Source organism: Gordonia sp. SMJS1 (genome assembly GCF_029866425.1).
Classification (GTDB): domain Bacteria; phylum Actinomycetota; class Actinomycetes; order Mycobacteriales; family Mycobacteriaceae; genus Gordonia; species Gordonia hongkongensis.
This window is the reverse complement of record NZ_CP123381.1, coordinates 312815-328084: the sequence shown is the minus strand read 5'-3', so window position 1 is coordinate 328084 and position 15270 is coordinate 312815. Positions and strand designations below refer to the sequence as shown.

General features: G+C 68.7%; 7 protein-coding genes. 5 read left to right on the top strand and 2 right to left on the bottom strand.

What is annotated here, in order from left to right; all coding sequences use genetic code 11:
- Positions 1–46: 46 nt before the first annotated feature.
- Positions 47–505 carry a type II 3-dehydroquinate dehydratase gene (gene aroQ, locus QAD21_RS01435; RefSeq protein WP_165629192.1) on the bottom strand — a complete coding sequence of 153 codons (459 nt, stop codon included), beginning with the start codon at positions 503–505 and terminating at the stop codon, positions 47–49.
- Between the two features lie 134 nt (positions 506–639).
- On the opposite strand from aroQ, the gene QAD21_RS01430 reads away from it, so the two are divergent.
- Positions 640–4068, top strand: coding sequence for an arabinosyltransferase domain-containing protein (locus tag QAD21_RS01430; protein ID WP_277244299.1), 3429 nt, complete (start codon positions 640–642; stop codon positions 4066–4068).
- Between the two features lie 55 nt (positions 4069–4123).
- Here the strand turns inward: QAD21_RS01430 and QAD21_RS01425 are convergent, their stop codons facing one another.
- Positions 4124–5827, bottom strand: a complete 1704-nt coding sequence (locus QAD21_RS01425) for an HNH endonuclease signature motif containing protein (RefSeq protein WP_205333294.1) — start codon at positions 5825–5827, stop codon at positions 4124–4126.
- 442 nt (positions 5828–6269) lie between these two features.
- On the opposite strand from QAD21_RS01425, the gene QAD21_RS01420 reads away from it, so the two are divergent.
- The 4 genes from QAD21_RS01420 (at position 6270) to QAD21_RS01405 (ending at position 15191) form a co-directional block, all read left to right on the top strand.
- Positions 6270–9650, top strand: a complete 3381-nt coding sequence (locus QAD21_RS01420) for an arabinosyltransferase domain-containing protein (protein WP_189340083.1) — start codon at positions 6270–6272, stop codon at positions 9648–9650.
- Complete coding sequence (locus QAD21_RS01415; protein WP_280360407.1) at positions 9643–12954, top strand: arabinosyltransferase domain-containing protein; 3312 nt, start codon at positions 9643–9645, stop codon at positions 12952–12954. The genes QAD21_RS01420 and QAD21_RS01415 overlap by 8 nt, the downstream gene beginning before the upstream one ends.
- Before the next feature lie 165 nt (positions 12955–13119).
- On the top strand, positions 13120–13659 hold the full coding sequence (locus QAD21_RS01410; RefSeq protein WP_058250943.1) for a DNA starvation/stationary phase protection protein: 540 nt from the start codon (positions 13120–13122) through the stop codon (positions 13657–13659).
- 323 nt (positions 13660–13982) lie between these two features.
- Positions 13983–15191, top strand: coding sequence for a DICT sensory domain-containing protein (locus QAD21_RS01405; RefSeq protein ID WP_068970989.1), 1209 nt, complete (start codon positions 13983–13985; stop codon positions 15189–15191).
- Positions 15192–15270 lie beyond the last annotated feature (79 nt).

The window sequence follows — 15270 nt, the reverse complement described above, 5'->3', positions numbered from 1 at the left end:
TCCCTGGGAGAAACCTGGACGGTTCCTGGGAACCGTGCCGCTCTGGTCAGCCGACCAGATCGACGAGTCGGCGAACCGCGAATTCGTAACCGCGGATGCCGAAACCGGCGATGACCCCGGCGGCGATCGGTGACACATAGGAGTGATGCCGGAATGCCTCGCGCCGATGGACGTTGCTGATGTGCACCTCGAGGATCGGGACATCGGGGACGACCAGCGCATCGGCGAGGGCGACCGAGGTGTGTGTCCATCCCCCGGGGTTGATGACGATGCCGCTGATCTCGCCGACGGATTCGTGGATCCAGTCGAGCATCTGCCCCTCGTGATTGGTCTGCGCCGCGCGTACACCGAAACCGAGTTCGGCGGCGGTGCGCTTGGCCAGGTCGACCACGTCGGCCAGGGTGTCCGAGCCGTAGACGGCCGGCTCCCGGGTGCCGAGAGTGTTCAGGTTGGGGCCGTTGAGCAGCAGGATCGGCAGACGGTCGGGCACCTCGGCGTCGGACATGGCGTTCACCTTACTGGCCCTGACCTGGCGATCGGCGTTCCTGCGTCGCCGCGGCGCGACCGTGAGCACCCGCCCGTCGTGCCCGCACCGCCGCCGACGGGGGCGAGACATCCCAACGGCTACCATCTCTCTTTGTGCCAGCGCAGACCGTTCGACGAGCGAGGATCGTCGCCATCGTCACCGGTCTACTCGGATTCCTGCTCGCACTCGCGACTCCCCTCATGCCGGTGTCGCAGCGAACGGCCGAGATCGACTGGCCGCAGAACGGTCAGATCGGTTCGGTGTCGGCCCCGCTGATCGGCTACACGCCCGTCGACCTCGACGTCTCGATTCCCTGCACCGCTGTGAACGCCCTGCCGCCCGGCGGGTCGGTGCTGCTCTCGACGACTCCCAAGCAGGCACCGAAGTCCGGTGAGCGCGGCCTGTTCATCCGCAAGACCGGTGCTGCCGATGCGCCCCTGGACCGGCAGGGCGTCGAGGTGGTCATCCGCAACGTCTCGCTGGTGTCGGCGACGCTGCAGGACATGCGCGACCAGGGGTGCCGAGAGATCGTCGTGCATGCCGATTCCGACGCGGTGACCGCCGAATTCGTCGGCATGACGAGCGGCATCCGGAACGAGGACGGCGAGGACGAGCCACTCGCCGGCACGACCGAGGACAAAGAGGCCTTCAAGTATTCGTCCGACCAGCGCCCCCAGGTGACCGGCCTCTTCACCGATCTCGCCGGGCCGGCGGCCGACATCGCGGGACTCGACGCCCACGTCACCATCGATTCGCGCTACAACACCGCGCCGACCATCTCGAAGTGGCTGGTCGTGATCGTCGGAGTGGCGTCGACGCTACTGGCTCTGTCCGCCCTGGCAGCACTGGACTCGACCGACGGCCGACGGCATCGTCGGATCTTCCCGGCACGGTGGTGGCGACTCAATGCGCGCGACTATGTGGTGATCGGCGCGCTGATCGTGTGGCACATGATCGGGCCCAACACCTCCGACGACGGTTACCTCCTGACCATGTCGAGGGTGGCCCAGGACAGCGACTACACCGCGAACTACTTCCGCTGGTACGGCGCGCCCGAGGCGCCGTTCGGTTGGTACTACCAGGTCTTCGGACTGCTCAGCCACATCTCGGTGGCCAGTCCGTGGATGCGTCTGCCCGCACTGTTGTGCGGAATCCTGGTGTGGCTCATCGTCAGTCACGAGGTTCTCCCCCGCCTGGGACGTGCCGCGCTGACCCGCCCGATGGTCGCCTGGACGGCGGCGTTCGCGTTCCTCGCGTGCTGGTTCCCCTTCAACAACGGCCTACGGCCCGAACCGATCATCTGCCTGGGTGCCCTGCTGACCTGGTGTTCGGTCGAGCGGGCCATCGCCACCGGTCGAATGCTGCCGGCCGCCGTCGCGTGCCTGATCGGAGCGTTCAGCATCGCCGCCGGCCCGACGGGCCTGCTCGCGGTGGCGGCACTGATCGCCGGCGCACGCCCGATGATCATGGCGCTCATCAAGCGAGCCCGCGTCGTCGCCGAACTCTCCTCCGCAGACACCGAATCCGCAGGATCGGCATCCGGCGATCCCGAGACCGCCGACCGCGATCGCAAACGCTCGCTGCGTTGGTCGTTCGTGGCGCTCATCGCGCCGATCCTCGCCGCCGGGACCTTCGTCGTCTTCGTCGTGTTCTCGAACCTGACCCTGCGGTCGTTCGTCGAGGCGTCGAGCATGAAGTCGGCGCTCGGGCCGTCGATGAGCTGGTACAACGAGATCGGTCGCTACTCGGCGCTCTTCGCCTTCTCCGCCGACGGTTCCATCGCCCGTCGGTTCGCGGTACTGGCCATGATCCTGGGCTTGGTCGTCTCGGCGGCAGTGCTGGTCCGCAAGAACCGCATCCCCGGCACCGCCATCGGCCCGACCCGCCGCATCGTCGCGATCACCTTCGCATCGCTGGTGTTCCTCATGTTCACCCCCACCAAATGGACCCACCACTTCGGCGTCTTCGCCGGTATCGCGGCCGCCCTCGCCGCGATCGCGGCCATCGCCGCCAGCCAGCAGTCCATGCACTCGAGGCGAAACCGCACCCTGTTCTGCGCGCTCGTCCTGTTCATCGGCGGACTCGCCTTCACCGCGCCGAACTCGTACTACTACTACTCCGCGTGGGGCATGCCGTGGGGCGTCGAGCAGGTCAAGATCGGCGGCATCATGCTCGGCAGCGTGCTGCTCTATGCCGCGCTCGCCCTGCTGCTGGTCGCACTGTGGTTCCACTTCCGCGAGCCGTTCACCGGGACCGATCCGCACGTCGAGGAATCCACCGGCGCCGACGCCGCGCATCAGCGGTGGTACCGACGACTGGTCGCCTCGATGGCGGCCGCCCCGCTGGCCTATCTGGCGATGGCGGTGGTCGTCTTCCAGATCGTCACCGCGATCTTCGCCGGCATCCACCAGAGCTCGTCGTACTCGGTACCCCGGTCCAACTTCGCCGCCGTCGCCGGCAACCCGTGCGGGATGGCCGACAAGGTCTGGGTGGAGTCCGACCCCGACCGCGACATGCTCCGCCCGGTCGACCCGACGCTGCCCAATCCTCTCGGCGGGCCACCGCCCGCACCGGGCAGCGTGCCGTCCACCTCGGGATTCTTCCCCAACGGTGTGCCGACAGCACTCGAGTCGACGGCCAGCGAGGGGTCGCTGGGTGTCCTGTCCGGCGACGTCTGGCAGTCCCCCGACATCGTCAACTCCAACCCCGGCGGTACCGGCGGCGGCGAGATCGCCGAACCCGGGATCAACGGCAGCACCGCGGCGCTCCCGTTCTTCCTCGATCCCGCCTCCACGCCGGTCATGGGCAGCTACTCCAAGCTCGACCAGGTCCCGGCCCGCCTCACCTCCGGGTGGTACGCGCTACCGTCGGATTGGCGGGACCGTCCGCTGCTCACGATGTCGGTGGCCGGCGAGTACGACAACCCGAACGTGATGCTCGAGTACACCGCGGACCCGATCGGTCCCGACACCCGCGATGCCGACCTCGAGGCCGCCGGCGACACCGAACTCATCGACCCGGGCCCGCGCCCGTCGTGGCGCAACCTGCGCTACAACACCGACGAGCTGCCGTCCGACACCACCGCCGTGCGGATCGTCGCGACCGACGACAACCTCGCCGAGGACCGGTTCATCGTGCTCACCCCGCCACGGATCCCGCAGATGGACACCCTGCAGGACGTGGTCGGCAGCACCGATCCGGTCCACATCGACTGGACTTCGGGCCTGGCGTTCCCGTGCCAGCGCCCGTTCACCCACGACGTCGGGGTCGCGGAGATCCCGAAGTGGCGCATCAAGCCGGGCTCAGACCTGGCAGCCGCGGTGTCGGCGTGGCAGAACCGCTTCGGCGGCGGCCCCCTCGGCTGGCTCGAGGTCTCCCAGCAGGCGACGGCGGTGCCGACCTATCTGATGGCCGACATCGGACGCGACTGGGGCGCCCTCGAACGCTACGAGCCATACGGCGACGTCGACACGCTCGCCGAGATCGAGACCGGCACCGCCACCCGCAGCGGACTGTGGAGTCCCGCGCCGTTGCGGCACTGACGGTTCGACGGCCCGGTCGCCGCGGTGGTAGTCGGCGCGGCGATCTGCTTTGCCGTCACCGGTGGTCGGTGAGTATGCGTGCGAGTTCTGCTTCGACCGGGGTCAGCGGTGGGCTGGTGAGGTGCTCCGGCGGTGTTCGCGGATGGACCAGTTCGCGATAAGCGAGTTCGAGACGGAGGCCGCGGTCGCCGTAGCCGACGGCGTCGGGGCGCCCGCTGCTCCCTGAGGAGCGCCCGGAGCTTGCGGAGGGCGCGTCACGAAGGGTCGGGCGTGACTCATCGCCGGGCCTGGTGGCAGGTCCGTGGATGTCGTTGCGCACGGTGTTCAGGTGTTCTGCGAACCGCCGGGGTATGTCGGGTCGGCGGTTGAGGCGCTCGGGGTTGGGCGGTGCGCCAGGTTCGGCGTTCAACCGCCACAGGCAGCGGCCTTCGTCGGGTCCGGACCGGGCGATGCGGGTGGTGTACTGCCCGGGCTGGTCACCGACCATCCGGTTATGTCGCGGGCAGGCCGGGGCGAGGTCGTCGATGTCGGTGAGACCGCCCTTGGCCCAATCCCTGTGGGCGTGATGCATGTCGACCTGGGTGGCGGGCTGATCACACCCGGGTGCCGAGCACACTTCCCCGTCGGGGCGGGCGAAAGAGACGAGGCGCTGTTCGCGGGTGGCCAGACGTCTGCCGCGCCCGAAGTGCAGCGGCACAGTGGTGGCGTCTTTGAAGATCGCCAACCACGGCTGGACGTCACCGGCCATCGCGATCAAGTCCCGGATGGGCAGCAGGGTTCCGGTGGCGGTGGTCGCGAGTCCGGCTTCGCGGACGAGGTCGCCGAGGTCGGCTTTGATGATCAGTTGGACGGGCAGGCCGCGGTGCGAGGTGCCGAGTGCGCCGTCGGCGAAACCTGCGGCGAGTGCAGCGTCGAGCGCGTCGTGATTGGACTGGGCGAGGGTGCGGCCGTCGCGGTCGGCTGCGGTGGCCAGGGCGTCGGGGTCGGCGGCACCGGCCGGCCCGCTGGGCGAGGCGGGGTCGTCGGGGTTGTTGAGTCCGGGTTTGCCCCACACGGCGAACATCATGGTGAGTCGGGCGGCGAGTGCGGGTGTCAGGGTGCCGGAGATCTTGGCGGTGCCATCGGCGCGTTGCCGACCGATCCACAGGCCGCGGCGTCGTTTCTGGTCGGTGTCGTCGGTCAGGGTGCCGTCGGGGTCGAGGTGGGCGAGCAGGCGGGCACCGAGTTGGGTGATCTCAGCGGGGGTGTGGTCGGTGGCGATCTCGGCCATCTGCCGCTCAGCGGCGACCTTGATGTCGTGGTCGACGGCGACCGGGATGCGGTCGAGGACATCCAATGCGGCCTGCACGTGCGCGGTGCCGACCGCGCCGTGTGCGAACGCTTCGGCGAGGCAGGGGTATTCGGGTGGGAGGACCTCGCCGCCGAGGCTGGTCCGGTGGGCGGTGGCGTCCATCTGCTTACGGCGGCGCATCGGGTTCGACACTCGTAGCTGGTGCGTCATGTACTGCATGAGGGTGCGGCAGCCGGCCTTGCGGGGCAGGTCGCGAGCGACGGCCTGATCGATCTGCCGGTCACCGGCAACGGTCAGACGAGCGATGGCGCGTTCGGTCTCCGCGGCCACCTCAGCGAGTTCGGCATCGGTACACGGCGACAGATCCACGGTCTGCAACTTGTCGAGGGTGCGGTGGAGATCGGCCACCAACTCGACCACACGAGGCGAAGGCGCGTCGGTGCCGACGACCTGCTGGGAATCGAACATGACGGTCACCTCCCCCGAGAACCCGTGCTGCGAATGTACGTTCGACTGTACACGAAAGAAGGGTAAACGGCAGCTCGAAATACGTTGTCCAACAGAATCTTTGCTGCGCGGAGTTGCCACCTTAAATTGTCGGTGGTTGCTGGTAGTCGTCCGCCGCGGCGAGAACTGTCTTTGCAGTGCGGAACCCTTCGTGACGCGCCCTCCGCAAGCTCCGGACGCTCCTCAGGGAGCAGGGGGTTGACGCGCCCTCCGCAAGCTCCGGCCGCCCCTCAGCAGCTGTGGCCTGACGGCCGTCGTGGACTGCGAAAGAACTGTTGTGCTCGGAGCGGGCCCACTTACTGCTCCCAGAGGGAGACCGGAGCCTGCGGAGGCCGTCACCAACCTCCAGAGCCGCGGGGTGGGCCCTAGGTACCCCGGGGGACGTCGCTTACGATGAGGCACCGTGCCTGTGACAGCCCCGACCTCGCCTGAGGATTCCGCCGAACCGTCCTCGTCGGGGCCGGAATCGTCGGGGCACGGGACCAGGATTTCCGCGGGCACCGCCCGGTGGATCGCGATCGTGGCGGGGATCGCCGGCATCGTGCTGTGTGCCCTCACCCCGCTGCTGCCGGTCAAGGCCGTCGACGCCGGTTTCGAGTGGCCGGCCGGGCAGGATCTGAACGCCGACACGTCGTCGGTGATGGCGCCGCTCATCGCGCAGACCCCGCAGACCCTCGACGCCCGCATTCCGTGCGCGACGCTGGCGTCGGCACCGGACGGCGTGGTCCTCGCCACGATGCCGACCAATGCACCACGCTCGAAGTCGTCGTCGCTGTGGGTCACCGCCACCGACGCCGCGATCACCGTGACCTTCCGGAACAGTCTCGCCGCGACCGCCTCCCGCGCCGACCTGAGCCGATGTTCGGACTTGCGCATCTTCTCCGCCCCCACCGGCCCGGGTGCGCAGTTCGTCGGGCTCGGCGAGTCGACGACCCTGCCGCCGGACCGCCGCCCGCAGGTCGACGGCATCTTCAGCAACCTCAGCCCGGAACAGGCACGCGACGCCGCTGGTAACGGCCTGCGCGTGCAGGTGGCCATCGACAACCGGTACGAGTCGTCCCCGTCGATCCTCAAGATCATCGTGATGGTGCTCGCCGCGCTGTCGGTACTCGTCGCCGTCGTCGCGCTCGGGCTGCTCGACCGCATCGGCGGGTACCACCGGCGGATCGGCGCGCGCACCCGCTCGTGGTGGCATTCACTGAAACCCCGGGCCAGCGACTTGGTCGTCACCGCGATCCTGCTGGTTTGGAGCGTCCTCGGGGCCGGTTCGCCCGACGACGGTTACATCCTCAACATGGGCCGTACCGCCGACGGTTTCGGCTACCTCGCCAACTACTACCGCTTCTACGGCATCCCCGAAGCACCGTTCGACTGGTACTACAGCTTCCTTGCGGCGTGGTCGTCGGTCTCGCCGTCGGTGCTGTGGATGCACATCCCGCAACTCGTCGCCGGACTCGTGTCGTGGTTCGTCCTGAGCCGGGTGCTGCTGCCACGCCTCGGCCCCGCGGTGCGGCGCAGTTCGTGGGCCATCTGGGCGGGCGCCCTGACGTTCACCGCGTTCTGGTTGCCGTTCTGCAGCGGCTTGCGCAGCGAGGGGATCATCGTCCTCGGTTCGCTACTGACCTGGTGGGCAGCGGAATACGCCATCGCGACCCGGCGGCTCCTGCCAGCGGCACTGGCCGCCCTCGTCGCGGGCTTCACCCTGGCGCTCGCCCCGCACGGCGTCGTCGGCGTGGCCATCCTGCTGGTGGCGGCCCGCTCACTGCTGCACATCCTCATCGACCGACGGAACCGGATGGACGGATCCCGCTGGGCGGCAACGCTCGCCCTCCTCGCGCCGATCGCCGCCGCCAGCATGGTGGTGCTCATCGTGGTGTTCCGCGATCAGACCCTGGCCACCGTCCTCGAAGCGATCAAGCTGCGCTACTCGGTCGGGCCGGTCATCTCCTGGCATCAGGAGTTCCTGCGGTACTACTTCATCTCGGTCGTCACCGACGACGGCGCCCTCACCCGTCGCGTACCGCTGCTCCTGCTGCTCGCCGGCCTGTTCGTCACGGTCGCGGTCATGTTGCGGCGCACGAGGATTCGCGGAGTCGACCCGGGACCCGTCTGGCGTCTCATCGGCGCCGTCGGGGTCACCCTCCTCCTGTTCGCGTTCACGCCGACCAAGTGGACCATCCAGTTCGGCGTGCTCGCCGGGCTGGCGGCGGCGATCGCGGCGGCGGCCACCGTCGCCGTGGCCCAGTCGGCGGCGCGTTCGGCGCGAAACCTGACGGTCTTCGTCTCCGGACTGTTGTTCGCGATGGCCGCCGCGATGGCCGGTTACAACTCGTGGCCGTTCCTCTACGAATACGGCATCTCCTGGTTCGACCGCGCCCCCGTCATCGCCGGCTACCAGGCGTCGACGCTGTTCCTCATCCTCGCCGTGATCGCGGCCGCGGTCGCGGTCTGGCAACACCTGCGGCTGGACTACGTGACCAATCGCGGTCTCGCACATGCCGACACCGGGCCCGGCGAGACCCGAGCCGATCGCCGACGGCTCTTTCTCGCCTCCTCACCACTGGCGGTGATCGCCGGTCTGCTGGTGATCGTGGAGTTACTGCTGTTCGCCAAAGCCGCGGTGACCCGGTATCCGGCGTCGACCGCACTCGCCGAGAACCTGAACACGCTGCGCGGCAACAGCTGTGGCCTCGCCGACGATGTCCTCGTCGAACTCGATCCCAACGCCGGCATGCTCACCCCGGCCGGCGGCGCCACCACGACGCAGGCGCTGCGCGGCGAGAACCCGGTCGGGTTCTCCCCGAACGGGATTCCCGACGACCTCCAGCCCGAGCCGGGTAGCCAGCGCCCCGGACAGATGAACGTGTCGGCGAGTATGGCCCGCCCGTTCGCGATCACCGGCGGGCTGGGCGCCGGGACCACCGGCGGGCGCGGACTGGAAACCGTGAACGGTTCCACCGCCAAGTTGCCGTACGGGCTCGACCCCGCCACCACGCCGGTCCTGGGCAGCTACGGGTATCCGGGCGAGGCCCGGCTCACGACCGGTTGGTACGACCTGCCCGCCGACCGCGCGGCGTCACCGCTGCTGGTGTTCAGCACCGCGGGCGCCGTCTCGACCATCGACACCTTCGGCGTACGCAACTTCGGGCAAAAGATGGTGGTGCAGTTCGGCCGCCCGGGTGCGGACGGGAACTTCGAACAGGTCGGCCCCGACATCCTGCCCATCGACCCCGGTCCCGTGATCCTGAACATGCCCTGGCGCAACATGCGCGTACCGATGTCGGCCGCCCCGCCGCGCGCGACCGTGATGCGATTGTCGCTGCAGGACAACAACCTCGGCGAGAAGCAGTTCATCGGGATCACCCCGCCGCGCGCACCGCAGTTGCAGACGCTGCAGGCGGTCGTCGGCTCGACGGCACCCACCCTCATCGACTTCGGGGTGGCGTCGCACTTCCCGTGCCAGCGGCCGATGGGTGTGTCCCACGGCGTCGCCCAGGTCCCGCAGTGGCGCATCCTGGGTGACTATCCGCTGACCAATTCCCAGTCCAAGACATGGCAGGCCGGCGTGGACGGCGGGTTGCTGGGGATCTCGGAGGCCGCCACGTCCGCGTCGGCGGTCTCGACGTACCTGCAGGACGACTGGGTGCGCGACTGGGGCGCACTGGAGAAGCTGACCCCGCTCGTGTCCGACGCACCGGATGCGCGGATCGACACGGCACAGACGACGCAATGGGGCTGGTCACGAGCCGGCTCGATCAGGGTGGAGCCCCAATCCGATGAGTGAGTCCCGTACGCCTCGTACGTCCCGTCTGGCGACCACGGTCAACCCGAAGATCGTCGCGACCGTCACCGGTCTGCTCGGATTCCTGTTGGCGATCCTCACCCCGCTGTTGCCGGTGAACCAGTCGACCGCCGAACTGCAGTGGCCGCAGGGCGGCGACGTCTCCGATGTCGCCGCCCCGCTGGTCTCCTTCGTGCCGATCGACATGGAGACGTCGGTGCCATGTGCACTCGCCACCCGCCTGCCCGACCAGGGCGGAGTACTGCTGTCGACGATCCCCGAAGGCGGCCAGGACGCCGGGGCCCGCGGGCTCTTCGTCCGGGCGACGTCCGACGCTCTGACCCTCACCGACCGCAACGTCGCCCTGCTGAACACCGATCGAGCGGCTGCGCAATCGAATCCGAACTGTCGCATCGTCTTCCGGGCCGACGGCGAGGGGGTGAGCGGACGATTCGAGGGCCTGCCCGAACCGGCCGCGGACTCCGGCGCCGCGCACGGCTTCGCGCTGGCCGACCACGAGATGCGTCCCCAGATCGTCGGCGTCTACAGCGATCTGCCCGCCGATGTCTCTCGTGACGGGTTGTCGCTGCGCGCCACCATCGACACCCGCTACGTCAGCACCCCGACCCTGCTGAAGCTCACCGCGATCGTGCTCGGCATCCTCATGACGATCGTCTCGCTGATCGCGCTCGGCATCCTGGACCGCCGGGACGGCCGCAGCCACAAGCGTTTCCTGCCGTCGGGCTGGTTCACGATCCGGCCGCCCGATGTCGCGGTGTTCGCGATTCTCGCCTTCTGGTGGTTCGCGGGCGCCAACACCTCCGACGACGGCTACAACTTCATCGTCGGCCGGATCACCGGAGACGCCGGGTACGCCGACAACTACTTCCGCTACTTCGGTGTGCCGCAGGACCCGTTCGGCTGGCACTTCCAGGTCATCTCGGCCATGACGGACGTGAGCGTCGCGGCACCGTTCATGCGACTACCGGCCTTCCTCCTCGGGTTGCTGGGCTGGTGGCTCATCAGCCGAGAGGTCATCCCGCGCCTGGGCCGCGCGGTGCGGCACAGCACGCCGGCGGTGTGGTCGGCCGCGTTCGTCTTCCTCGCGATCTGGTTGCCGTTCAACAACGGTCTGCGTCCGGAACCGGCCGAGGCCGTCGGCGCTCTGCTCACCTGGTGCTGCGTGGAACGCGCGATCGCCACTCGCCGACTGCTCCCCTACGCCGTCGCGGTGGTCACCGCCGCCTTCACCCTCGCGCTCGCGCCCGGCGGTCTGATGGCGGTCGCCGCACTGCTCGCCGGGATCCGACCGATCGTGAAGACCCTGGTGTCGCGCCGGTCCCGGGACGGCCTGCTGCCGATGCTCGCGCCCATCCTGGCGGCCGGCACCGCGGTACTGTTCCAGATCTTCGCCGATCAGCCGCTCGCGCCGCTCATCGCGGGTAACAAGGTCGCCTCCGACGTCGGCCCGACGCTGGAGTGGTGGCAGGAACCGATCCGGTACTACTACCTGATCCTGCCGACCGCCGACGGCACGCTCGCACGACGCTTCGGCGTGCTGGCGATGATCCTGTGCCTGTTCGTCGTGTTGCTCCGCCTACTTCGGCGGGAGCATCCCAACGGCATTGCGCGCGCACCGATCTGGCGACTGGTCGCCGTCACCCTCGGCACGATGTTCTTCATCGCCTTCACGCCGACCAAGTGGACCCACCACTTCGGTGTGTACGCGGGCATCGCCGCGGGCCTCGCCGCCGCGGCGGGCGCCATGATGGCGCCGGCCGTGCTGCGGTCGCGACGCAATCGCAGCTTCTTCGCCGCCGCGGTGCTCGCGATCGCCGGAATCTCCTTCGCCGGCACCAACGGCTGGTGGTTCGTCGGCAGCTACGGCGTCCCGTGGTGGGATCGCCCACCGACGGTGGGCGGCATCAACATCGCATGGTTCATCCTCGCCGCCGCGGTCGCCACCGCACTTGCCGGCCTGTGGTTCCACTTCCGCGACGACTTCGTCGACGAACAGACCCGTACGCGCGGGGCCGACAAGTGGTATTCGAAGCTCAAGTTCTCGCCGCTGCCGGTCATCTCCGGGCTGATGGTGCTGTTCATGGTCGCTTCGTTCGCGAAAGGCGCCTACGAGCAACGTGATTCGTGGTCGTGGATGAAGTCCAACGCACGCGCTCTCACCGGGAACTCGTGCGGGCTGGCCAACGACGTCCTCGTCGAAGCCGATCCGACCGCCGGACTGCTGCAGCCCGCGGCGGTCGACGGTCGGCCCGCCCCCGGCATCGCCGCGGCGCTGGCCGGACCGGACACGACGGGCTTCTCCCCGAACGGCGTACCCGATCGCCTGTCCGTCGACGCCACCGAGGACACCGAGTCGTCGACCACCTCCGGCGCGCAGAACAGCGCCCAGACCGGCGCCGGCTCAGACGAATCCGGCGACAGCTCGTCCGCGCAGGGCGGCACCGAAGGCGGCCAGGGCGCACGAGGCGTCAACGGGTCGACAGTGCGTCTGCCGTTCGGCCTGAACCCCGCCGAGACCCCCGTCCTGGGCAGCTATGGCTCGCCGTCGGGTACCGGCTCGCTGACCTCGGACTGGTACCAGCTGCCCGAACGTTCCGACGACACCCCGCTGCTGACGATGGCGGTCGCCGGATCGGTCGAGGCGGTCGACGGCATCGGGGTCGTGCACGCCGGCCAGAAGGTCACTATGCAGTTCGGCCGCGTGGAGGCCGACGGGCGGGTGAGCGCGCTCGGCCGGATGTTCCCGATCGACATCGGCGAGACCCCCACCTGGCGCAACCTGCGGTTCCCGCTCGCCGACGCACCGCTCCGAGCCGATGTCGTCCGGGTCGAGGTCGCCGACACCGCGGCCGCACCGTCGGAATGGGTCGCGGTGACGCCACCGCGGGTCAGCACCCTGGCCACCCTCAACGACGTCGTGGGCCAGACCGACCCGGTCTTCATCGATTGGCTGCCCGGAATGGTCTTCCCGTGCCAGCAGCCGATGAAGGTGCGCAACGGCGTCCTCGAGGTACCGCAATGGCGGATCATGCCCGACGCCGAGGCCACCCGGAAGAACAGCCAGACCTGGATGTCGGGCACCGCGGGCGGTCCGCTCGGCATCACCGAGGCGATGCTGCGACCCACCCTGCTGCCGACGTACCTCCGGAACAACTGGGGACGTGACTGGGGCGGCCTGCAGAAGTTCACCGAGATCATCCCGGCGCCGGCTGCGGAACTGGACCTCGGGACGGCTCGCCGTTCAGGGTTGTACGACCCCGCGCCGATGCGCTCCAGCGGGTATTGACCTGGTGTCTGACACCGCGCCGACCTGGGGTTTCCCTTTTCCCCACGGTCGGTGCGGCAAACACGCTCGAGGCCTTCGTTATCTCACTGTGATGTGCTGTCTCGGTTCCGTCACTCATGGCCGGCAGCCCTCGTCACGCCGCCGGTACCGGCCTAATTTCGAGTCATGCCTTCATTCACCGCACCTGGACTCAGCAACGAAGCCGCCAACGAGGTCGTGGGCATCCTGCAGGAGCGCCTCAGCGCGCTGAACGACCTGCACCTCACCCTCAAGCACATCCACTGGAACGTCGTCGGCGCGAACTTCATCGGCGTGCACGAGATGATCGACCCGCAGGTCGAGCTCGTCCGCGGCTACGCGGACACCATCGCCGAACGCATCGCCACGCTCGGAGCGTCGCCGAAGGGCACCGCCAAGGCGATCGAGAACGACCGCTCGTGGAACGACTACTCCATCGGACGCGACACCGCGCAGGCACACCTCGGCGCGCTCGACCTGGTCTATGACGGGTTCATCACCTCGCACCGCGACGGCATCAAGAAGATCGGCGACATCGATCCGATCACCGAGGACATCCTCATCGGACAAACCGCCGAACTCGAGAAGTTCCAGTGGTTCGTCCGCGCACACCTCGAGAGCTACACCGGTGAGCTCACCCACGCCGGCGCCAGCGGCGAAAAGGCAGCGGCCGACGCAGCCCGCTGACCTGGCGCAACAGACCGAGTAGCGGGTCACCACACCCCCGGACCCGCCCGGAGCCGCGGTCGCGACCTTCCGCCCCGTTGGTCGCGGCCGCGGTAACACCTCTCTGTACCCACCAACTACGAACAGGCACTGACACCCGCACCCGGATACACAGCCGAATACCTTGCGCCGCTTGGGACCTCAGGGACCAAGGGCTTCTCGACCATGTCCACGGTTCGTGGTTTGTTACGCTGACCACAGGCTGATGCCGCGAACAGGATGTGAAGCAAACCGCGTCCACCAGATCGATCGGAGCGCTTTTCCGCTCTGACGGGGAGGCACGTGTGTCCGAAACGCGATCATTCACCCTGTTCGATGATCTGGAGCTCCACATGCAGTTCGCGCCGGTCTGCCGGCTGTCCGATGGCGCTCTCGCCGCCGTCGAACTGCAGCTCCGGGGGCCGGCCGGTACCCGGCTCGCCACCGCCGCCGCCCTCAAACGCGCCGCCCGTCTCGTCGAAGAACACCCTGTACTCGACGAGCGCAAGCGCAAGATGGCCGCGTCCCAACGTGCGCAGTCGCTGGCCAAGATCCTGCCGCTGCTGGTCTCCCTCGATCTCGACCTGATCGACAACCTCGACGACGAGACGGCGCGCAGCCTCGAACGTCACGTCATGGTCATCCTCCCCGACGCCGTCGAACGCAGCCCGCAGCGGACACTCGCCCGCGTCGCCCGCGCCCGGGCGGCCGGCAAGATCATCTGCGTCGACGGGCTCGTCCGCAGCGAGCACGCGGCCACGCTGCTCTCCCTCGTCGAACCCGACATCATCGTCACCGGTGCCGAACTGCTCACGTCGCAGACCAGCTCCGACGCCGCGCACCTCGCCCACGCGCTGGCCGCGCACACCGAACGCAGCCATGCCGTCGTCATCGCCGAGGGCGTCGACGACGAGGCCACCCGGATCACCGCCCAGACGATGGGCGCCGCTTTCGGTATCGGCGACCTGTATCCCGCCGTGACCGACCCGTCCGTCCTCGCCAGCCGGACCGTCGTGCCGCTGCCCGAGATGCCGGTGTGGACCACCCCCGGCCCGGACAAGTCGACGCCGTACCGCATCGCGTCGACCTCGATCCCGCCGCGTATGGGCAACAAACGCCTGCTCATCGAGATGAGCAAGGCACTCGAGGAGCAGGCGGCCATCGGTGGTGCCGCGATCGTGCTGGGCACCTTCCAGTTCGCCGAACACTTCACCTCGCGAACCGCCAAGCGGTGGCGTGAGATGTCGGAGAAGACCGGTCTGGCCGGGGTCTACGGTGTCGGGTTGCCCGACATCCGGGACGGGAACGTCCATCGCGCGCCGCTCGACGCGGAGGACGACCTGATCAACGAGTGGAATGTCGCCGTCCTCGGGCCGCATTTCGCGGCGCTGCTCTCGGCGCGCGACCAGCACGACGCCGGTCCCGATCTCGAGCGCACCTTCGAGTTCGTGCAGACCTACGACCGCATGACCGTCACCCAGGCCGTGCACTCGATCCTCATGCGGTTCTCCTGATCCGAGTCGCGCGCGGGACGTGACCTCGACGGACGCGGCGGCCTCGCTGCGCTCGGACGACGCTGCTCGGCCAGCAGGC

What these genes read in the sequence shown, in the direction of transcription:
- aroQ (WP_165629192.1), bottom strand. Translation starts at nt 505, where the DNA reads ATGTCCGACGCCGAGGTGCCCGACCGTCTGCCGATCCTGCTGCTCAAC.
- QAD21_RS01425 (WP_205333294.1), bottom strand. Translation starts at nt 5,827, where the DNA reads ATGTTCGATTCCCAGCAGGTCGTCGGCACCGACGCGCCTTCGCCTCGT.
- QAD21_RS01415 (WP_280360407.1), top strand. Translation starts at nt 9,643, where the DNA reads ATGAGTGAGTCCCGTACGCCTCGTACGTCCCGTCTGGCGACCACGGTC.
- QAD21_RS01410 (WP_058250943.1), top strand. Translation starts at nt 13,120, where the DNA reads ATGCCTTCATTCACCGCACCTGGACTCAGCAACGAAGCCGCCAACGAG.